The organism is Bacteroides ihuae (assembly GCF_900104585.1).
GTDB classification, from domain to species: Bacteria; Bacteroidota; Bacteroidia; order Bacteroidales; family Bacteroidaceae; genus Bacteroides; species Bacteroides ihuae.
Window position 1 is genome coordinate 744,751 of the sequence record NZ_FNVX01000005.1, and the last position, 21,677, is coordinate 766,427.

Below are 21,677 nucleotides of genomic sequence, written 5' to 3' on the forward strand. Positions count from 1 at the left end.
GTGAATGGATTATAGCTTTACGCCATCACGAAGCCATTTTTCCAACTCTTCCGTCCATTGACGTTTGTAAGTGAAATTATCACGGAAGCCCCAGCCATGACCACCTGTAGGGTAGATGTGCATGGTAGCAGATACATTGTTCTTCAACAAAGCCAGATAATAGTTCACACTATTTTGAGGTGGAACAGCTCCATCATCCGATGAGAGAGCGATGAATGCCTGTGGCGTTTTGGCTGTGACTTGTAGTTCATTGGAGTATTTCTTTTGCAATTCTTCCGTGGGAGCTTTGGTTATCAGGTTTTCACGAGAGCCGGCATGTGTGTAGCTTGGATTCATCGTGACTACCGGATAGAGTAATATCTGAAAATCGGGGCGGGTCTCTTTGCTGCTATAGTGAGTAGCCAGTGTAGAGGCGAGATGACCTCCGGCCGAGGCACCCATGATACCTACTTTAATCGGATCGATCTTCCATTCGGCAGCATGCTGGCGTACTAAACGGATTGCTTGTTCGGCATCCGAGAGAGGAACTTCATTGTGTCCGTTGGGCATGCGATATTTCAGTACGATATATGTAATGCCTTGTGTGTTGAACCATGCTGCCATGTCGTGACCTTCATGATTCATTGCCAGGCGTGCATAACCTCCACCCGGACACATAATGATAGCCATACCATTCGGTTTATCTGCACAATAAACGGTAATGTCGGGTTTAATAATGTTGCTAACTCTTCCGTTTTCTCCATCTTTTTCTTCCCCTTTTTGCCCGTTTGTATTAGGCGCACCATTGGGCCATAAAGGAAGTTCGATAGGCTTTTGTGCCTGTACACTCATAGCTAAAGATAATAGAACTGTAATTAAAATTGTTTTCATATTATTCGGTTTATTTTTTCATAGATGCTTTGACAAAATAGAGGATAAGTAAAGCATAAGCACCGAGTGACAATACTTCCGACCAACTGTTTTGCAACCATGTTTCTTGTACCATATTTATGCCTCCGAAGCGCATAGCAGCACTAACAACGCCCATCAAAGCACCTCCGGCGATAAATCCTGAAGCAAGTAGCGTACCTTTTTCGCCACGTGCTGTGTTCAGAGCCACATCTTTGCTGCGTGTGGTTACATACCAGTTAACTGCTCCACCTACTACAAGCGGCACATTCAGCTCTAAAGGAATGAACATACCCAAGGCAAAAGCAAGAGCTGGAATTTTAAAGAATGTGAGTACGATAGCGAGAATAGCACCAATGCCGTAAAGCAACCATGGAGCAGCTACACCATTCATCAATGGCTCGATGACAGCTGCCATTGCATTCGCTTGTGGAGCAGCTAGTTGTCCGCTTGTGAATCCGTATGTTTTATTCAGGATAATCATTACGCCACCCACGGTAGCCGCAGAGACAAGTGTTCCAAGGAATTTCCATGTTTGCTGTTTAGAAGGGGTGCTTCCCAGCCAATAACCAATCTTTAGATCGGTGATAAAACCGCCTGCCATAGATAGTGCGGTGCAAACCACACCTCCCATTACTAACGCAGCTACCATGCCACCAGGCCCTTTTAATCCTACGGCAACCATCACTACGGAGGCCAGAATAAGTGTCATCAACGTCATGCCTGATACCGGATTTGTTCCTACAATGGCTATGGCGTTGGCTGCTACTGTGGTAAACAAGAATGCGATAACAGCTACCAATAGAATGGCAACTACAGTGTGCAACAGGTTACCTTGCATTACGTCTAAATAGAAGAATAAAAAGATCAGTGCTAAGGTTACTAGTGAACCAATGGCGATGATCTTCATTGGAAGATCCAATTGCGTGCGTTTTACTTTTACTGCGCTTGCAGCTTTGCCACGCATTTCTTTACCGGCCAATCCCACAGCATCTTTGATGATAGGCCATGATTTGATGATACCAATGATACCTGCCATGGCAATGCCACCAATACCAACACTCTTGGCGTAATATCTAAAGATTTCTTCCGGAGACATGCTACCCACTGTGGCTGTGATTTGAGGATTCCACATATTTAATACGCTATCTCCCCAAATGAATGACATGCCGGGAACGATGATCCACCATACAGCCAATGAACCTGCGCAAATGATAGAGGCGTATTTTAGTCCTACGATGTATCCCAATCCCATTACGGCAGCGCCTGTGTTTACTTTAAATACCAGTTTGGCTTTATCGGCTAGCATTTCACCAAGGCCGCATACACGAGTGGTAAAGTTCTCGTTCCACCAACCGAAAGTAGCTACAATAAAGTCGTATAGTCCGCCAATAATACCTGCCATAAGCAAAGGTCTGGCCTGACTGCCACCTTTTTCTCCTGATATAAGTACTTGTGTGGTGGCAGTAGCCTCAGGAAAGGGATATTTGCCATGCATATCTTTTACGAAATATTTGCGGAAAGGGATTAAAAACAAGATACCTAGTATGCCGCCTAGCAGCGAACTGACAAATACTTGTAAGAAGGTAACGGTAATTTCTTGTGGATAGCTTTCCTGAAGAATATATAATGCCGGTAATGTAAAGATGGCTCCGGCTACGATGACACCTGAACTGGCTCCAATAGACTGGATAATCACATTTTCTCCTAAAGCGTTTTTCCGTTTGGCAGCTCCTGATACTCCTACCGCGATAATAGCGATGGGAATAGCAGCCTCGAATACTTGCCCAACCTTTAGTCCTAAGTAAGCTGCGGCTGCAGAAAATAGAACAGCCATTCCGATACCCCACAATACTGACCAGATATTGACTTCAGCATACTGTTTGTCCGGGCTCATAATGGGGTTGTACTCTTCTCCGGGTTTCAATTCACGGAACGCGTTTTCCGGCAGACTTACCGGTTTTTCTTCTTCGTGTTTCATAACTTAAACTAATCTTGTTTTATTTAATTTAATTGATCTTCTGAATGAGTTTCGTCTATAATAAATAGTTTCAAAGAAAGCAAAAAAAAAGGAGAATCGAAAGATTCTCCTTAGGTTGTTATTCATTATTTGCTTATTTTGCGTCTTTGGCTGTCATATCTCCTTCAATATAGAGGCGCATCATTTCGGTTTTTGCATTGGTGCGTAGTGTAATTGACTTTTTGAAATGACCCGGATATTTGCCTGTTCCGTTATAAGTTACTTTAATAGTACCTTTTTGTCCCGGCATAATTGGTTCTTTTGTGTAGTCGGGAACAGTGCATCCGCATGATGCTACAGCTTGGTTAATCACCAATGGGGCATCTCCTGAATTGCTAAATGTAAATACGCAGGTTACGACCGGACTATTTTCAGAAAACGTACCGAAATTATGTGTAGTTTGGTCAAACTTTATTTCGGCGCTTTTTTGTGCTGATGCATAGCTAATACCTATAGCCAACATAGTAACAAGAAATAATATTTTCTTCATCATCTTTAGCTTTTAGTTCATTTATAATAGGCAAAGGTAGAGCTTTTATTTAGAAATAATCCTGTATATTTGCGAAATTGTATTAAATCTGTTACAGATACGTTCAACAAGATAGAATTTATAATAATAAATATGAAAAAGATAGCCTTATTGTCATTTTTGATCGGTTGTTTGTGCTTCTCATGTAGTATGAAAAACGAAAAAACACTTTCGAACTTATCTGTTAGGAACTTTCAGACGGATGTAAATGATCAGCTGACTAATCTTTATATACTGAAGAACAAGGCCGGGATGGAAGTCTGCATTACTAATTATGGGGCTAGAGTAGTCTCTGTTATGGTACCTGATAGGAATGGAAAGATGGAGGATGTGGTTTGTGGTTTCTCTGATATTGCTAGATATATAGAGAAGAAACAAAATTTCGGAGCTACTATTGGCCGATACATTGGCCGTATTATTAATGCTACGTTTACTCTCGATTCTCTAACGTTTCATTTGGCTGCCAATACCGGCAAGCATTGCGCTCATGGAGGGGAGCCTGGTTTTGCTTCACGCATTTGGCAAGCCGAAAAGTTGGATGATAATTCGTTGAAGTTATCTTATTTCTCTCCTGATGGAGAGAATGGTTTCCCTGGTGATCTGACTGTTGAGGTGTATTTTTCGGTGACAGATAAGAATGAATTGGATATCCGTTATGAAGCTACTACTGATAAACCTACGGTACTTAATCTCTCTAACCATTCTTTCTTTAATCTTTCGGGGGATTTCACTACAACGGTAGAAGATCAGTTATTAATGGTGAATGCGGATGCTTATACCCCTTATGATTCGACAAAGTGTGTGACTGGGGAAATTCTTCCGGTAGCTGATACTCCGTTTGACTTTACTACTCCTCATCGTATTGGCGAACGTATTAATGAAGATTGCTTGCAACTGAACATAACCAAAGGATATGATCATAACTGGGTACTTAATACAAAGGGAGATGAAACAAAACCGGCTGCTCGGCTTGTAGATGAGAAAAGTGGTCGCACACTAGAAGTGTATACCAATGAACCTGGTTTACAGGTGTATACAGCTAATGGTTTGAAAGGAGATCTTATAGGCAAAAATGAAGTGGCGTATGGCAAGCGTTGTTCTGTTTGCTTAGAAACTCAGCATTTTGCAGATAGCCCCAATATACCCCAATTTCCTTCTACAGTGTTGCGCCCGGGTGAGAAGTATTACAGCCATTGTGTTTATCGCTTCGGAGTACTTGCCGGGAAGTGATAGTTGCTCATAGCTAAACTTTTATAATGAGGTTTTTGAGGAGCTTCAGGCTTGATACATATCCTTTAAAACTTAATATATTAAGGCTTTAACCTTAAATCTATTAGTTTTAAAGGGATATCTTGTTTTCTTTATTTTGTGGATTTCTTCAGATCGAAGCCCATTAGCATACCATCGTATGTTTTGGCTAACGCACTAATTGTTTTCATTGATGTACTATTTGATTTGCTACCCATTAAAGTGAGTAATTTTAGTAATTTCTTGGCATCAAATAATAGAGTCATTTTATCCGAAGAACAATCTATCTTGGCACTCATACCCAAAAGAGTCAAATATCTCAGACTTACTTTTTTAGTACTAGAACTATAAGAATAAGTACCACTCATTGTACGTTTGCCCACAGTACTGGTAAATGTGCTGTCAGCATTGAAAACAAAGTTTAGTTGGCCTTCTTTTATGCCGAGCTTGGCCAACTGGGTGTTCAGTTTTGTTTCGGCAACAGTGGATGCAAGTGCTCCTCCGGCTTGTTGCAAGATATTGTCTGATTCTAATTCTACAGCTGCACCGGTATATTTCCAGTTGCCTACCATATTAATTGATTCTCCTTTACCCGTTACCGTATTCATGAGATTCGATAAGTTTCCCGAGTTGAAGATATCCTTCAATGACTGTGCTTGCATATTATTTGCAGTTAGTAATAATATAGTCGCTGCAAAAAAATGAGTTCTAAAATGTTTCATTCTATTTACTTACTTTGATTTTAAATTTTTATTAATTGTTTCTATATAAGTGAGTATTTCCTCCCTTCCCAATCGCGTTTCCGATGAAGTTACAAAATGTGGAGGTAATTCTTCCCATTGAGTACGTAGCTTGCGTAGATACATGTTCACATTGTCTCGCATTTTACCACCATTTAGTTTATCTGTTTTAGTGAAAACAATAGAAAATGGGATTTCATTCTCACCGAGCCACTCCATAAATTCCATATCTATCTTTTGCGGTTCTAAGCGGCTGTCGATAAGCAGAAAGAGGTTACTCATCTGCTCCCGCTCCAATATGTAATCTTCAATGATGGTACGAATCTGATCTTGTCCTTTGATTCCTCTTCGAGCATATCCATATCCGGGTAGATCGACGAGATACCAATTCTCATTGATGAGGAAATGGTTGATGAGCATTGTCTTTCCGGGTGTTGCCGAAGTCATGGCTAGACCCTTGCGAGCGGTAAGCATGTTTATTAGGCTGGATTTCCCAACATTAGATCGGCCGATGAAAGCGTACTCAGGCATTTCGCTTACTGGGCACTTTAGCACATCGGTGTTACTTATTATAAATTCAGCACTTTTAATTTCCATGTTCTTTAATTATTATAATGTATTTAATTTCTTAATAGAGAATATCCACAATCCTGAGAATGTCAATATTCCATTCAGCATCAGCATTTCGTAACCAAATTTGTATCCGGTTTGTTGCTGTACCGTCCAGTCAATTGCATAGCACACTAAGGGTGAAGCAACAGCAATAGCAGGCACCAGGCGATCATTTGTTTCTCTGCGAGTAAAGAGTCCGAATGCAAACATCCCTAATAGAGGCCCGTAAGTATAGGATGCAATGATGTAGATAGCATCAATCACACTTTTATCGTTCACCATGCGAAACATACAGATAAATGCCACAAGCACTGCCGAAAATAAGATGTGAACTTTGTTTCTTTTATTGCGGGCTACCTCTTCTGTCTCCTTCTCTGTGTTCAGTATGTCAACACAGAAGCTGGTTGTCATTGCTGTTAGTGCAGAATCGGAATTACTAAATGCTGCAGCTACGATACCTATGGTGAATAGCACCAATACTGATTCTCCCAGATAACCTTGTGTGGCAAACATAGGCAAAATATCATCATTTACCGCTGGAAGATCTATCCCAGTCTTGTTTGCTAAGGCGATTAACAGAACACCTAGGCACAGGAATAAAAGGTTGAGTGGTACAAAAGAGAATCCATAGCAGTACATGTTCTTTTGTGCTTCTTTCAGATTGCGGCAAGAGAGATTTTTCTGCATCATGTCCTGATCAAGTCCTGTCATTACGATTACAATGAAAATCCCGCTAAAAAATTGTTTGAAGAAATTTTGGCGTGAAACCCAGTCATCCATTACAAACATACGGCTGTGCTCGCTGTTCGATATCGTCCGCATTACTTCCGAAAAGTTAAGCTCCAACTTATTTATAGTGAAGAAGATAATGCAAATTAGTGCAGCTATGAGACAGAACGTCTGCAAAGTGTCCGTCCACACAATAGTCTTAATGCCACTTTTGTGAGTATAAACCCATACTAGTCCTACCGCGCCTGCCGCTATCGCCCAAAAGGGAACACCCATTTCTTGAAATACATATGTATGTAGGATGAGACAAACGAGATAGAGCTTAGCTGCTGTGCCCAGCATGCGAGAAAGTAAAAAAAAGAGGGAACCTGTGCGGTAGGCTCTGATACCAATGCGTGTGTTCAGATATGTGTATATGCTTGTCAGATTGAGTTTATAGTATAGAGGTAATAGAACAAGTGCTACAACCAGATAACCGAAAAAAAAGCCTAAAACAGTTTGCATGTAAGTCATGTCCATACCTCGAACCATTCCGGGAACGGAAATAAAAGTAACTCCTGATATAGAAGCCCCAATCATGCCAAAGGAAACCACATACCAAGGCGATTTGTTTTCGCCTTTGAAAAATGCGGCATTGGATCCTCCTTTTCTCCCGGTGATGCGGGCTATAAGGAGTAAAATCGCAAAGTAACATATGATGGTGACTAATATCATGGCGTGCATGTTTTGCTGGCAAAGATACGACTTATTTTGCAAATGGTAATTTGTAATTCGTAATTGATTGCTATCTTTGCCGCACTTAAAGTGTAATCAATATCTATAAATAATTTACAATATATAGTGAATCAACAATATTCGTCTTTATTATTAGAGAAAGCTGTAAGCGAGTTTGCTAAACTACCGGGAATCGGAAAGAAAACGGCCATGCGGTTGGTGCTTCATTTGTTGAGGCAAGATGCTGCTACTGTGGAAGCTTTTGGCAATGCTGTCATCACCTTGAAGCGGGAAGTGAAATATTGCAAAGTTTGTCACAACATCTCTGATACTGAAACGTGTCAGATCTGTGCTAATCCGCAGCGAGATGCATCTATTGTCTGTGTGGTAGAGAATATACGTGACGTGATGGCTGTAGAAGCTACTCAGCAATTTCGGGGTCTTTATCATGTGTTGGGTGGTGTTATCTCTCCTATGGATGGGGTGGGCCCCGGTGATCTTGAGATAGGAAGCCTTGTTCATCGTGTCTCCGAAGGAACAATTAAAGAAGTTGTTCTGGCGCTCAGTTCTACCATGGAAGGGGATACAACCAACTTTTTTATTTATCGTAAACTAGAAAAATTAGAAGTGAAACTCAGTGTGATAGCTCGTGGTATCTCTATTGGCGATGAATTGGAATATACAGACGAGGTTACCTTGGGACGTAGCATTATTAATCGAACATCATTTACCGGAACTATCTAATTATGGAACAACAAATAAAACATATCACAAAGAATCTTCAGTTACAATACCTGTTTTTCTGGCTACTTCCTGCTTTTTTAGTCCTCGGATACGAATGCGATTGGCTTGAAGTGGGTATCTATGCAACCGATTTTCGTATGCAGTACTATATTGAATCGGCAGGCATCTTTCTGTCTATTGCCAGTGTGCCATTGGCTCTCAAACTCTTCCGTTTTGTGCTGAAAAAAAAGGTTGATGAGATTTCCTCTCCAGTAGCGTTGAAACAATACTTGTATTGGAGCGCTTTGCGCTTGTGTATCCTCGAAGTTGCTGTACTATTTAATATTGTGGTTTACTATCTCACCCTCAATAACCTTGGTGCCCTTTCTGCACTGATTGTCTTAACGGCTTCTGCATTTTGCTTACCTAGTGAAAAGCGCTTACGTGAGGAAATGAATATGTATTAGTCATCTTAGCAAATTTTGATAGCAGATGAAAAAAGAATATTTACTTAATGAACATATTTATCTTCGTGCTGTAGAGCCTGAAGATCTTGATCTTATGTATGAAATGGAGAATCATCCTTCATTTTGGGAAATCAGTAGCTTTACCGTACCTTATTCTCGTTATGTACTGAAAGAGTATATTGCGAATTCTCAATCCGATATGTTTGCCGATAAACAATTGAGGCTAATGATTGTGCAAAAAGAAGATCATAAGGTGGTCGGTGCCATTGATGTAACAGACTATGTGCCTTTGCATGGACGAGGTGCGGTGGGTATTGCTATTTTGGAAGAATATCGTAAGAAAGGATATGCCATCGACGCTTTAAAGCTGCTTTGTGAGTATGTTTTTGGTTTTCTGCACACAAAACAGTTGTATGCACACATTCCCGTTGACAACGAGGCTAGTTTACATCTATTCACTTCTTGCGGATTTGTTCAGTGTGGATTACTCAAACAATGGCTACGTATTGATAATACGTATAAAGATGTCATTCTGATGCAATGCATCAACAATGAGGACTAATGATATGGCCAGAACTCTTTAATTTAGTGAAGGAATCTGAGGAAAGCGAGACCAAGTTTCATATTTGCTGCCCAGTTTACCTAATGATTTCTTCCACAGGTTATTTGCATTTTCGTTCATGAGGCTATGCTTGTCTCCCTTGCCGATAAGCCATGTGTTTTCTTGTATTTCTTGATATAATTGATTGAACTCCCAGCCCGAATAACCTAAGAAGAAACGTATCACTCCTTTTATAGGGTTTCCCTGCAACATATATTCTTTTAGTACATCGAAATCTCCATTCAGGAACAAGCCCTTACTCACAGGCAAAGCGTCCGGAATATCTTGTAACGTGTGCAGGTAAAAGAGAGTGTCAGTAGCCAACGGGCCACCTTTATATACAGGTATATTTTGCAAGTCTTGGAAATCTTTGATCACATCATTTAATAGTAGTGGAATCTCTTTGTTCATAACAATGCCCATACTTCCTTCATTGGTATGATCGATGAGTAACACCACAGAACGTCCGAATGTAGCATCAAGAAGAAAAGGTTCCGAAATAAGGATCTTTCCACGTGAAGGTGCTATATTATTTGACTCAATTTTGAATATGTTTGTATCAATCTTCATGCCCCTAATATATGCTCTTTTTCTCAGGGACAAAACTTTTTGCTGTTCTTTTTGGTATTTTGGCCGTTTTTTTAAGAAATGGGGTGATCTCTTGCGAACAAGGTCATTCTTTCGTCTAGTTGCTGATATTGATGGTCTTTAATAAAAGAGGTGCATGCTCGCAATCCTTCTTGCTGGCTACCTGTTGTAATTAGAGAGATTGCACTCACGCCGTAGTACATTAGTTCCCTTGTAAGTTCTCCACCTGTCATTCCGAGATAGCCTATGGTGAAATAAAATCCATCAGCTACCGGATCACCCAAATCATTATCGTAGACTAAGTGAAAGCCGTGACGCAGAAATATGTCTTTTAATTTTCGCGCCCGCTCACCATATATTTTTATTTCATCCAGAAAATGATATTTTCCATCATTAGCTGCTTTAAGCATGGCCGCCAAGGCATATTGAGCGGAGTGGCTTGTACCAGATGATAGAGCATAAAGTACCCGATGAATGAAAACGGTACCAAAGGTCCCTCCACCATAGCGTTTTGTTAGTCCCGGATAGGTACGGTGATAGAGTTTATCTGAAATGCAGCTCACCCCGATGCGTTGTCCGGCATAGCTGAAAGCCTTTGAACCGGAAATCAGTAACACATAATTATCCGTATACTTAGCTACGGACGGTTGATAGGGTGGCTGGAAAGGAGTGCCCAGATTTTGGCGAAAATCCATAGCAAAGTAGGCGAGGTCTTCGAGTACAATCACATCATATCGTGTAGCTAATTGGCCAATAATGCGTAGTTCTTTTTCTTTCAAACAAATCCAACTGGGGTTATTCGGGTTAGAGTAAACAATGGCTGAGATGTTTCCCTTACGTAGATAGCTTTCAAGTTTCTCTTTCAATTTGTCACCTCGAAAGTCATACACGTCGAATGTCTCATATTTCTGGCCCATCACCATTAATTGCTGCTTCTGCACAGGAAATCCCGGATCTATAAAGAGTATAGTATCTTTTTCTTCGTTGCACTGGCTGCAAGTAAGGAATGATGCAAAAGTTCCTTGCATAGAGCCTGTTACCGGCACACAACCCTCCGGCTGAATATCCACATCAATAAAAGCCTTCACAAATCGGGCAGCTTCAGATTTTAATTCTGGCAGACCGTTTATATCCGGATAAATGCTCGCTACTCCTCGTTGCAAAGCCTCTATTTCAGCTCTTACGCCGATAGCAGACGCAGGAAGTCCCGGAACTCCCATTTCCATTTTAATAAATTCTATACCTGATACTGCTTCAGCTTCAGCTGCTATGGCTTTAACTTCACGGATGGTTGCTTTGGAGAAGTCTGCTATTTCAAATTTTCGAATAGCTTCATCAATGATCTCTTGCTTGATAGGAGTGTTTTTCATAATCTTTTAGTCACATGTTAATTACGATATTGTGCTAACAAATGTACTTCATATTCTTTTTAAATCTCGCAGCGAAGAGATAAATTCTAAAAATCGTATTTTTTTTCGGCCTAACTATTGCAAATATGAGAGAATTGTCTACCTTTGCATCCGCAATCAGAAATGATAGCACTTGTCTTGGTTTGGTAGTTCAGTTGGTTAGAATACATGCCTGTCACGCATGGGGTCGCGGGTTCGAGTCCCGTCCGGACCGCCAAGGATGAAAAAGTCGTTGATACTTAGGTGTTAGCGACTTTTTTATTTGTATCTATAGCTAATTTAATCGTAATTTTGGGGCACCTTATTTAAATAGAAAACAATGACTGATTTAGATAGAATGGAAGCCGGAGAACTTTATTGGGGCTTCAATCCCGATTTTGAACAACCTTTGAAAAGAGGGCAGGAGCTTTGTTTTCGCTATAATCAACTGTCTCCATCGGACATGGCAGGTAAGCGTCGTATAATGGAAACTTTCTTTCGGAAAGTAGGTGATAATATAACTCTTCATGCACCTATACATATTGATCTTGGTAATATAGAGATCGGTGACAGTACGATAATCAATTTTAATTTTGTGGCACTTGATGAAGCTCTTATTTCCATTGGAAGCCATTGCTTTATTGGTCCTAATTGTTCCATCTATACTGTGACGCATTCTCTTTGTTACGAAGATAGGAATATGGGACTTATGACTGCTAAACCTGTTGTTATCAGCGATAATTGTTGGTTGTGCGGTAACGTGAGTGTACTGCCTGGCGTCACTATTGGCCAAGGTTCGGTTATTGGTGCCGGAAGTCTGGTGACAAATGATATCCCTGCCGGGGTGTTGGCATACGGGAATCCTTGTCGTGTTATTCGCTCTATAACAGATGCTGATCGTCAATATCTGGAAGGTGTTAATAAGTAAATTAAAACAGCTATAGTCTCTATTTTTGTTGTTTTTTTTAAGTAGCTGATTCATAGGATCACCAGCAAAACCTGGTGTTCGTTTTTATTATAATACTAAAACGCTCTAGTCGAGCCTATCAGTAACAAATTTGTTTTTGAGCAGTGAATAAAATCGTGTTGTGCTTTGGTGTTTTAGTAGAATCTTCTACATTTGTAAAGTGTACTAAGTACATTAAAATAAATTTGAAAATAATCATGAAAATAACTCCTTCGGAATATAAGATTCTTATTGTTGATGACGTTACATCGAATGTTTTGCTGCTAAAGGTACTTCTTACAAATGAAAAATTCAATGTAATAACTGCTAATGGAGGTTTGCAAGCTATTGATTTGGTAGATAAAGAACATCCGGACCTGATATTACTCGATGTGATGATGCCTGAAATGAATGGATTTGAGGTGGCTTATCATCTGAAACAGAATGCTGAAACGGCTGAGATCCCTATTATCTTCTTGACTGCGCTTAATAGCACTCCTGATGTAGTAAAAGGATTTCAGGTGGGAGGAAATGACTTTATTTCGAAGCCTTTTAATAAGGAGGAGCTTATTATCCGTATTACTCACCAAATCTCTCTGGTTGCTGCCAATCGCATTATTCTGGCTCAGACAGAGGAATTGCAGAAGACAATTATGGGTCGTGATAAACTATATTCGGTTATCGCGCATGATCTTCGCTCTCCGGTAGGTTCTATTAAGATGGTCTTGAATATGCTGATTTTGAACTTGCCTAGCTCTAAAATAGGCGATGAAATGTATGAACTACTCACTATAGCGAATCAAACGACTGAAGATGTGTTCTCCCTGTTGGATAACCTGCTGAAGTGGACGAAGAGCCAGATTGGTAGAATGAAAGTGGTTTATCAGGATATTGATTTGATTCAACTAGCTGAGGGAGTTGTTGAAGTATTTGCAATGGTTGCCGCTGCAAAGAAGATAACCATTAGAACTGAAGTACCTGAAAAAATAGTTGTATACGGAGATACTGATATGATGAAAACCGTTGTTCGAAATTTCTTGAGCAATGCTATTAAATTTAGTAATATGGGTGCGGAGATATTACTTAGTGTAGAAATAAAGGGTGATATGGCAGTGGTTAATGTAAAAGATTATGGTTGTGGTATTGATGAAGAGAGTCAGAAAAAGCTGCTGCATACTGATACTCACTTCAGTACCTTTGGCACGAACAATGAAGAAGGATCCGGTCTTGGTTTGCTTCTATGTAAAGACTTTGTTCAGAAAAATGGGGGAGAGCTTTATTTTGTATCCACAAAAGGGCAAGGCTCTACATTCAGTTTTTCTGTTCCTCTGAAAAAATAAGATTCATCATGATCATCGGCGACACATAGCCTTAAAGTCACAATATTCGCACGTTTTTGTAAACTCTGTTTGTGTAAAGGCTTCTTCAGGATTGTAGATTTCTTCAAGCAGATGTTGCAGCCGTTCACGAAAATTATCTTCAAAGAAAGTGAAGTTGTTTACCGGAATCTTTGGTTTGCGTGGCTCACCCATCTCGATAACGGGCGAATAGGTTTCTGCAGCAGCACGGTGTATATAGAGTAGAGCAGGAGCTACTTTTAATGGTTGCTGCTTACACATGATTGCTGCGTACAGGAAGGTTTGGAAGATATAGTTCGGCCGGCCCTCTGCTGGAGTGAAGAGTTGCTCTACATTGATTGGCGTTTTGGGGCTGCCTCCTGTTTTATAATCCACTATGCGGAGCGTATCATCTTTACTATCTATCCGGTCTATTGTACCACCTATCTTAAGAGCGATAATACCTTCAGAGGTACTTATTTCTATCTTTTCATCCACTTTCTTTTCCATGGCAATCATCTCGAAAGGAGCATATTGCAAGTCATTGCGTAGTAACTGACGTAAGTAGGAAGCGATTACTTTGGAATTTATTAGTTGGATTCCATTGTACTCGGGCTTTTCATCAGTAGCTAGATGAAAGAATTCTTCATTGAAAGCCCTGTCTACAAAGCTCTGTAATTTTACGTCGTTACGTAGTATTTTCTCCAAGTCTTCTTTGCGAATGAGTTGCCCAACTTGGGTTAGTTCCGTATATGCCAATTCTGCTGAACGGTGAAAGATGGTACCAAACTTAGCTGAATCAATTTCGGCACTTACCTCATCTGGTGTTTTCAAACGAGCCACGTAGCGGTAGTAGAATTTTAGTCGACAATCCATATAGGTGTTGAGTGCGGATGGAGAGAAGGAAGCTTTCGGGTTGCGCTGAATATTGTAATTATGATGAAGCACTTGCATAACGTCTGGCGTTTTTTTAATGCATATATCCACTCCGCTTTGGGGAGATTGTCCTGCTTCTAGAAATTCCCTACTTACTTCGTGTGGCCACTCAATGAGGAACTGAAGCATGAATCGAGACCATTCTCCACGGTTTAGCCCATCCGATGAAGTGTTGTACATCAATGTGATATTTTCAGCTCGCTGGATAAGTCGGTAGAAATAGTAAGCATACACTGCATTCTTATGCTCGATGGTAGTCATGCCGAAAGCTTTGCGCAAGTTATAAGGAACGAATGATGACTCTCCACCTGCTTTAGGTAGTTGCCCTTCGTTGAGTGACATCAATATAAGGTTTTTGAAATCAAGATTGCGAGTTTCCAGTACTCCCATTACTTGCATACCGATAGCTGGTTCGCCATGGAAGGGAATGTTGGAAGCAGAAAGCAGTTTACCTAATAATCTTTTGAATGTATCCGTTTGTATCTGTAGGTCTCCGCTTTCAATGAGGTTGAGTAAGCGATTGACCATGGTAAAACTTTTAAAGAGCGATTCACGATAGAGTTGATTGAATATGTCGTCTTCTTGTTTCTCTTTTGCATATAGTGTGGCAACCTCTTTCAGTAGCTCTGTGAGGTATTGGCAGATAGTAAGTAGTCCGTTGCATGGAGTGAAAAGGAGTCCCAGAAAATCATCTTGTTTCAGTTCGGAAGGCAGAGGATAGAAACGATTTTTATTGGTTAGTTCCTTCTCCAATGGTTCGGCATTCTTTGATAATTGTCGGGTATAAGGATGTTTTAGTACAGACAAGACTGCCTGGTAAGCATATCGTCCTGTGTCAGCGCGATAACCGGATGTTTGTAATTCGAGCAACGCAGTGATAAAACTGTAGACAGGTGTCTGTGCCAATGGAAATCCCATAGTGATATTTACATTCTTCACTTCCGATGGAATAGAATGTAGCACAGGTAGCAACAATGATTCGTTGCAAAGCACTACTGCGTTCTCTTTTTCGTTTTCAGTAAGCGTGGAACGAACCCATTCCGGCAAGTAGCGTGCTTGTCCGTTCTCGGTAGGTGAAGAGATAAAACGTACAGTCTTTGGTTTGTTTAAGGCATCAAATAATCCTTCCGGTAGTTCCGAAGGGAAACGTTTCAGGTTGCGGTTGATAAATTCTCCGGCTTCGTGTTTTTGTTCGGGCATACGGGTGTAGAACACATCATAATCCCAGTAGAACATAGCCTTTCCTACCTCCTGCAACAAATCAAAAAACTTCGTTTCTACTTTATTAAGTACATTGAAACCTACGAATACATATTTGTCATACTTCAACGCATTTACGTCCAGTTGCTCAATAACTTTCCGATAGAGCATACCTTCGTAGGCTATGCCCTGCGTTTCGAGGTTTTTCCGATAACGAGAATAAATATCATTGAGCTTGTCCCAGAGAGAAATAAACTTCTCTTTCAGTTGCGTGCGGCGTTCGATGGAAAAGTTGAGAAAGAACTGTTGGATGGCTTCTTCTTGTTCTTCGTCGAGGAAGTCGTATCCAGACATAATATTTTTCAAATCCTGCAAATTGCTGAAGAGTTTGTGGGCATCGACTAGATTCTTATCCACATCGTCGAAATCACTGATAAGGAGTTCACCCCAGAAATAAAATTCATCCAAAGATTCTTCGCTCTTTGTCTCTTCACGAAATACTTTGTAGAGTTCGCATACCAAGCGGATAGGATCACCCGATTTCAGCTCAGAGAGCTGTTGAAAGAGTTCGCTAATGCTAACGTAAGCCGGAGACCAGATTGGATCAGTGGATTCATCGGCTAGGTAGTCGCTGAAGAACAAACCGGCACGTTTATTGGGGAATACGATAGCTACACGAGATAAATCGTTTCCTATTTTAGCATATATATCTTTGGCTACTAATTGCAGAAATGGTTGCATACTTTTTATACTTTATTGTAAACTGAAATTAATCGGGAGTTTGTATCTGACGGCTACTTTCTCCCCTTTATTAATACCGGGTTTCCACTTAGGCATGAGATTGACAACCCGTAATGCCTCCCTATCCAAATAAGGATCAACGGAACGTACTATTTGGGGGTTAATAATACTCCCATCTTTATCGACCACAAACCCAACGATGGCACGTCCTTGAGTACCATTCCCTTCCAAGTAGGCATTGGGATGGATAATATTCTGAGATATAAAATCCATTAGTGCCGATGCTCCTCCCGGGAACTCAGGCATGGTGTCTGCTATGTCCAGTGTATCATTTTCTAATATAGTGTTTTCTTTTGCCTCTATCTTCTTTGTTGCTTCTAGCTTAAAAGTAATTGGAACTGTATATTTGCATGCATATTTTTTATTGTCTAAAATAGCAGGTTTCCATTTGGGCATAAGACTGATAACCCGTAGCGCTTCTTTATCGCAATCGGGGTTTAAAGCGTGTACAATTACAGGTTTGATGATATTTCCCTCCTTATCAACGATGAAAGTCACAATAACACGATTTCTCGTTTTGATACTGTTCATATTGACATTGGAGTAGTCTATATTCTGAGATATGAAATTAAATAGTGCCACCATTCCTCCAGGAAACTCAGGCATGGTGTCTGCTACGCTAAGTGTATCATTTTCTGATGGCTTTTTTATTTCAGAGAAGTCAGTCGAAATCATTCCAAGTGTAACCTTTATCTTGGTATCTATGTCTTTCTTTGAATTTGTTATTGTATCATAGACTATTTTTTGATTTGTTTGTGTACTTGCCAAGTTGGCGCTGTGAGCTATTATTGGTGTCATTGCAATCAAGCCTGCTGATATGCCCAACACGCTAATTGTTCTGCCCGCTATTCGTTTGTGTTCCAATTGTTGTTCCAAATAACGAACTTCAGCTTCGCATTTTGGACAAGTACCTAGACAATCACCTTGATATTGGCATTCGGAGGTGATAAATTCAATCTCATTCGCTTCTGCGATTTGCTTGCGGATCTCTTTGAGTATCTTGCAGGTTTGTTTTCCTCTTTTCATGGTTCTTCGTATTTAGTAGGTTACGTACGTAAATAAGTCGAAACGAGATAGTCCCATCCCTTTTAGTTGCTGTATACTTCTTTCTAGGTCTTCTTCATTATTATAAAGAGGAATAAGTGGGATACGGACTGAAATTACATCTTTTTTTCCACATTTTATTAAGTAATGCAGATTGTTGATCACTTGCTTATTGCTTGTTCCAGTGTAGTACTTGTAGATGGAATCGTTCATGTCTTTGATATCTACAATATAATGGTCAACTATGGGAAGCAACTTTTCAATGTTTTTTGTTGGTACGTTGAGTGAGGTCTCTAGAGTGAGTAACCATTTTGGACCACAAAGTTCTCGAAAATCAAGAATAAAGTCGCTTCGCAAGTAAGGTTCTCCTCCGCCAAAGGTTATTCCGCCATTAGTTGCCAGAAAGTATAATTCATCCTTTCTTACTTCTTCATAAAGGGTTTCGGTGTCGTAATGTTTCCATATTCCCTCTTTACGTAAAGATTGTGAATTTAGACAATAGTTACAACGAAGTGTACAGCCATGGAAAGCTACCAGAGTGGTAATACCTTCACCATCTGTAGCAAGTCGGTGCCTGCTGATGCCAATCAATGGAGCTGTTTTCATTGGCTTACTGATTATTGGTTACTTTGTAGTCTACTTTTTCTATCACATCTTCTTCCACATACCATAGGTATCCCGAAATGTGAGTGTATTTCATTTTTGCGAGCAATGACATGTATCCTTGCACTTGCTCGTTATATTTCTTTTTTTGTTTACCGAATTTAAAATCGACTACCACGACTTCTTCGTCCTTCATCATCACACGGTCCGGACGTCGGGTTTGCAATATCCCTTTCTCCTTATATATAATGGCACATTCGTTGAATAGTCTCCAATCACCGGAATACCAATTGCGTATTTGTGGTTGATTAAATGCTTTCTGAGTAAGGAGACGTATTTCTTCTTCCGTTTCATGACTTCCGATAACGCCTTCGAATACCAGACGTTCTATAGCTACCTCAATGTCCGCCTCGGTTTCGATGGCAGAGAACAATGTATGCAATAATTTTCCGTGATCAATAAATCGACTTTCAGATTCCTCTTCGTCAAGACCTTTTATGAAGTCGGCCGAGCGGTTAGATTGCCTAAACTCAATATCGTGTCGCATTGACTCCATTATTACAGGTCGCTTTTCTGGTCTTTGAAGTAACTTATTGGTTTCCTTATTCGTCTTTTCTTCTTCCGAGGGGCAGAGCTCTCCATATTCGTACGATGTTTCCTCATCCCATTCTATGTCACTTTGGGCAGCGACTTGCGGAAGGGTATTGAGCAGCAGGTCGGATATGGTTCCTCGTTGTCCCTTCTTAGACCATACAATTAGATTCTTTCCGGCACGTGTAAAGGCTACATAAAGCAGATTTAAGTTATCTACCCATAATTGTAATCTTTCTTGTAAGTAATCCTCTTTATATACAGACTCTGCCATTTGAGACGAATAATTGATCGGCACAATATCAAGTCCGTCGAAAGGAGCGGTGGTAGGAACACACCACACCAACTGGTTGTTTGTTTCGTTCTCCAACTTCCAATCACAAAAAGGTAGTAACACCGTATGAAACTCTAATCCTTTAGATTTGTGGATGGAGAAAATACGAATGCCGTCAATCTCACCGCTGGGAATGGTTTTGCTGCATAACGTCTCTTCCCAGAAGCGAATAAATGCATCCGTGTCCGAAGAGTTGCTTTGCACATAATCCGTCACGGCATCAAAGAAGGCAAACAGATAAGCATCTTGTTGTGTGATTCGGTTCATTTCGAAGATGCTGAATAGCTCTTCCAATACTTCGTATAAAGGCATAAGGTGTAAGACATCCTTCATCTCAATAAACGTTTTCGGTAGAAATTCTTCCGCAGTGTGAAGCAATATCGTATTGATGTCAGTCTCTTTTTTCACTATTTCCGTTTGATAGCTCACAGCCAATTGGGCAGCAGCTATCTTATTTTCAGGATTCGAAAGATAGCGCAGAGAATCTATCATCATGCAGATGGAGAGCGATGCATCGAGACGGAATGCCTCGTCGGAGACCACCTTGCAATTCAGTTCTTTATCAAAATAGTCGGCTATTTGAGGAATGTTTTTATTTTTACGTACCAAGATGGCAATGTTGTTCATACGGATACCGCTGCTCAACAATCGTTCCACCTCTTCGCCCAAGCTGATGAGTGTTTGCTCTGTGTAATTATGTTCTTCGTCTGGTTCAAGGAAAGATACTTTGATGTAGCCTTTATCCTCTTTGCGAGGCGATTCTTGTTCCACGTCAGCATACGCTCGTTGCAGAGCTTCACAGTCTGTGTTCAATTGCGACTTATAGATTTCATTCAGATAACCTACCGCAGCTTTGAAGATGAGGTTGTTGAAGCGTATGATATTTGTTTCACTTCGTCGGTTGGTCTTTAGGGTTTCCTCACGAATAGGGAAATGTCCGATATACTCGTTCAATCCATTCAGTATCCCCCAATCACCATTTCGCCAGCGATAGATAGACTGCTTCACATCGCCTACAATGAGGCTATCTGCTCCTTGCGATAAACCTTCTAGTAGTAATAATTTAAAGTTGTTCCACTGCATTCGACTGGTATCCTGAAACTCATCTATCATCACATTGCGGATGTTGGTTCCTATCTTTTCGAATACGAAAGAGGAATCACCATCTTTCACTAGTCGATGAAGCAAAGCATTGGTATCTGACAGGAGAAAACGATTGTTCTCTCTGTTCAGTTCGCGAACTTCCTCGTCGATGCCCGCTAGTAGCTGCACTTTGTTGAGGTGCTGCATAGATAAGCGGCAACTGTTCACTATCCCATTATTACGTGTGCGAAACTCTTCGGCATCTTTTAGTAAAGGTATCAGGCTTGATGAAGCCAACGAAAGAATGTCGCCATAGCGAGGCGAGGTCTTTGCTGCCCAGTTTTTCTCATCTTCAATACACTTCTCTACAGTAGCGTTACGGATGTCGTCGCCCAAGATACCATTGTTCAGTTTGCGAAAATAGCTGCCTATTCCTCTTGAACCACCTTTCAGGTCATCAGCATTGAGGGCGTGTCCATCCAATTCCCCTTCAAACTGATCGTAGAAACTTTTCATCTGTTCCAAAGCCTCTTTCAACATTTCATCCAATTGGCGGCGATAATCCTTAATGGTATTTGGGTTCTTAAGTCGTTGTCGAAGTCCTTCTCCTTTTTCAATATACCCCTCATCGAAGATATTTCTTCCAAAGCTTTTCACTTCGTCGGCAACGTTCCATCGCTTGTCGTCTGCTATTCGTTCATTGATATAATCTAGTAGCCAGGCAAGCATAGGAGAGGTGGGACCAAGCTTTTCTATCATCGAATCGACAGCATTACTCAGCACTTCAGCATTGTTTAACTCTATATTCAGGTTGGGGCTTAGTTCCAGTTCGCGAGCCAGATTACGCATTACCGACTGAAAGAAAGAGTCGATTGTCTCTACGCGAAAGCGACTGTAATCGTGTAGCATGTAATTGAGCGCTTTTCCGGCAGCCTTGCTGACTTCCTCTTCTGTTTTATTTGTTTCGCTGCATATTCTTAACAAATAAGCGTTAGAACCTTCGTCTTTTGTCCATATCCCATATAGTTGGCTGAGGATGCGTTCTTTCATTTCCGCTGTAGCCTTATTTGTAAATGTCACAGCTAGTATTTGGCGATAAGCCATAGGATTGAGAATGAGAAGCTTTATATATTCCACGGCTAGGGTAAATGTTTTACCCGATCCGGCAGATGCTTTATAGACAAGAAGTTCCATGTATTATTCTAATCAGTCGTGATCGTTATTAAAAACTTATTATTGCAAATGTACAAAATTATATCAAACGAGTAGTATGCTTTAAAATATTTGATGTTTTTCTTATTCTTCGTTATTGGCTGATATAGTAATCATAATTAGGAGAGGGAAATATAGGGCAAAAAAAAAGGAGTCACGCCTGACTCCAACCTTTGTTAACCTTAAATCTAATACTATGAAAAACACACTGCAAATATACGGACTTTTTTGATATCTGCAAGCACTGTGTACGAAAACATGTGTTTTATAACATAGATTAATAATTCTTGTTTCGAAATCTATTTTTATTAAGAAAAAAGAACTTATTGCCTTTCTGTGCAAC

Annotated in this window: 18 protein-coding genes and 1 tRNA gene; 7 read left to right on the forward strand and 12 right to left on the reverse strand. The window is 40.4% G+C overall.

The window, feature by feature from the left end:
- Positions 1-9 precede the first annotated feature (9 nt).
- The 3 genes from BQ5338_RS08485 to BQ5338_RS08495 form a co-directional block, all read right to left on the reverse strand.
- Complete coding sequence (locus tag BQ5338_RS08485) at positions 10-870, reverse strand: alpha/beta hydrolase (RefSeq protein WP_071146376.1); 861 nt, start codon at positions 868-870, stop codon at positions 10-12.
- A gap of 10 nt (positions 871-880) precedes the next feature.
- Positions 881-2,869, reverse strand: coding sequence for an OPT family oligopeptide transporter (locus tag BQ5338_RS08490; RefSeq protein WP_071146377.1), 1,989 nt, complete (start codon positions 2,867-2,869; stop codon positions 881-883).
- Positions 2,870-3,002: 133 nt separating this feature from the next.
- Positions 3,003-3,398 carry a DUF1573 domain-containing protein gene (locus BQ5338_RS08495; RefSeq protein ID WP_071146856.1) on the reverse strand — a complete coding sequence of 132 codons (396 nt, stop codon included), beginning with the start codon at positions 3,396-3,398 and terminating at the stop codon, positions 3,003-3,005.
- A gap of 132 nt (positions 3,399-3,530) precedes the next feature.
- Here BQ5338_RS08495 and BQ5338_RS08500 point away from each other — a divergent pair, with 132 nt between their 5' ends.
- Entirely contained in the window at positions 3,531-4,667 is a 1,137-nt protein-coding gene (locus BQ5338_RS08500; protein ID WP_071146378.1) for an aldose epimerase family protein, read from the forward strand.
- 131 nt (positions 4,668-4,798) lie between these two features.
- Here BQ5338_RS08500 and BQ5338_RS08505 read toward each other — a convergent pair whose 3' ends face one another.
- Genes BQ5338_RS08505 through BQ5338_RS08515 form a run of 3 tightly spaced genes read right to left on the reverse strand, consistent with a single transcriptional unit; the run spans position 4,799 to position 7,480 of the window.
- Entirely contained in the window at positions 4,799-5,407 is a 609-nt protein-coding gene (locus BQ5338_RS08505; protein ID WP_071146379.1) for a DUF4923 family protein, read from the reverse strand.
- 9 nt (positions 5,408-5,416) lie between these two features.
- Positions 5,417-6,022 (reverse strand): ribosome biogenesis GTP-binding protein YihA/YsxC, encoded by a 606-nt coding sequence (gene yihA / locus BQ5338_RS08510; RefSeq protein ID WP_071146380.1) that lies wholly within the window; start codon positions 6,020-6,022, stop codon positions 5,417-5,419.
- Positions 6,023-6,034: 12 nt separating this feature from the next.
- Positions 6,035-7,480, reverse strand: a complete 1,446-nt coding sequence (locus tag BQ5338_RS08515; protein WP_071146381.1) for a sodium:solute symporter — start codon at positions 7,478-7,480, stop codon at positions 6,035-6,037.
- A gap of 126 nt (positions 7,481-7,606) precedes the next feature.
- Here BQ5338_RS08515 and recR point away from each other — a divergent pair, with 126 nt between their 5' ends.
- The 3 genes from recR to BQ5338_RS08530 are packed head-to-tail and all read left to right on the forward strand — an operon-like array spanning position 7,607 to position 9,232.
- Complete coding sequence (recR, locus tag BQ5338_RS08520; protein ID WP_071146382.1) at positions 7,607-8,224, forward strand: recombination mediator RecR; 618 nt, start codon at positions 7,607-7,609, stop codon at positions 8,222-8,224.
- A 2-nt stretch (positions 8,225-8,226) separates the two neighbouring features.
- A complete protein-coding gene (locus BQ5338_RS08525; RefSeq protein ID WP_071146383.1) occupies positions 8,227-8,670 on the forward strand; it encodes a hypothetical protein in 444 nt (147 codons plus the stop codon).
- Between the two features lie 25 nt (positions 8,671-8,695).
- Complete coding sequence (locus BQ5338_RS08530; RefSeq protein WP_071146384.1) at positions 8,696-9,232, forward strand: GNAT family N-acetyltransferase; 537 nt, start codon at positions 8,696-8,698, stop codon at positions 9,230-9,232.
- Positions 9,233-9,250: 18 nt separating this feature from the next.
- Here BQ5338_RS08530 and BQ5338_RS08535 read toward each other — a convergent pair whose 3' ends face one another.
- Positions 9,251-9,841: a YqgE/AlgH family protein gene (locus tag BQ5338_RS08535; RefSeq protein WP_071146385.1), complete on the reverse strand. Its 591-nt coding sequence runs from the start codon at positions 9,839-9,841 to the stop codon at positions 9,251-9,253.
- Between the two features lie 71 nt (positions 9,842-9,912).
- On the reverse strand, positions 9,913-11,229 hold the full coding sequence (locus BQ5338_RS08540; RefSeq protein ID WP_071146386.1) for an aminotransferase class I/II-fold pyridoxal phosphate-dependent enzyme: 1,317 nt from the start codon (positions 11,227-11,229) through the stop codon (positions 9,913-9,915).
- Between the two features lie 179 nt (positions 11,230-11,408).
- Here BQ5338_RS08540 and BQ5338_RS08545 point away from each other — a divergent pair.
- The 3 genes from BQ5338_RS08545 (at position 11,409) to BQ5338_RS08555 (ending at position 13,533) form a co-directional block, all read left to right on the forward strand.
- Positions 11,409-11,485, forward strand: a tRNA-Asp gene (locus BQ5338_RS08545).
- A 102-nt stretch (positions 11,486-11,587) separates the two neighbouring features.
- The gene (locus BQ5338_RS08550; protein ID WP_071146387.1) at positions 11,588-12,175 is read left to right on the forward strand and encodes a sugar O-acetyltransferase; all 588 of its coding nucleotides are present in this window, start codon (positions 11,588-11,590) and stop codon (positions 12,173-12,175) included.
- A 230-nt stretch (positions 12,176-12,405) separates the two neighbouring features.
- Positions 12,406-13,533: a hybrid sensor histidine kinase/response regulator gene (locus BQ5338_RS08555; protein ID WP_071146857.1), complete on the forward strand. Its 1,128-nt coding sequence runs from the start codon at positions 12,406-12,408 to the stop codon at positions 13,531-13,533.
- A gap of 12 nt (positions 13,534-13,545) precedes the next feature.
- Here BQ5338_RS08555 and BQ5338_RS08560 read toward each other — a convergent pair whose 3' ends face one another.
- From BQ5338_RS08560 to BQ5338_RS08575, 4 genes are read right to left on the reverse strand one after another with little or no spacing between them, the layout of a single operon-like run.
- Positions 13,546-16,407, reverse strand: a complete 2,862-nt coding sequence (locus BQ5338_RS08560; protein ID WP_071146388.1) for a PD-(D/E)XK nuclease family protein — start codon at positions 16,405-16,407, stop codon at positions 13,546-13,548.
- A gap of 12 nt (positions 16,408-16,419) precedes the next feature.
- Positions 16,420-17,493 carry an energy transducer TonB gene (locus BQ5338_RS08565; protein ID WP_071146389.1) on the reverse strand — a complete coding sequence of 358 codons (1,074 nt, stop codon included), beginning with the start codon at positions 17,491-17,493 and terminating at the stop codon, positions 16,420-16,422.
- A gap of 12 nt (positions 17,494-17,505) precedes the next feature.
- On the reverse strand, positions 17,506-18,117 hold the full coding sequence (locus BQ5338_RS08570; protein WP_071146390.1) for a radical SAM protein: 612 nt from the start codon (positions 18,115-18,117) through the stop codon (positions 17,506-17,508).
- A 4-nt stretch (positions 18,118-18,121) separates the two neighbouring features.
- Positions 18,122-21,316 carry a UvrD-helicase domain-containing protein gene (locus BQ5338_RS08575; protein ID WP_071146391.1) on the reverse strand — a complete coding sequence of 1,065 codons (3,195 nt, stop codon included), beginning with the start codon at positions 21,314-21,316 and terminating at the stop codon, positions 18,122-18,124.
- Positions 21,317-21,677: the final 361 nt, after the last annotated feature.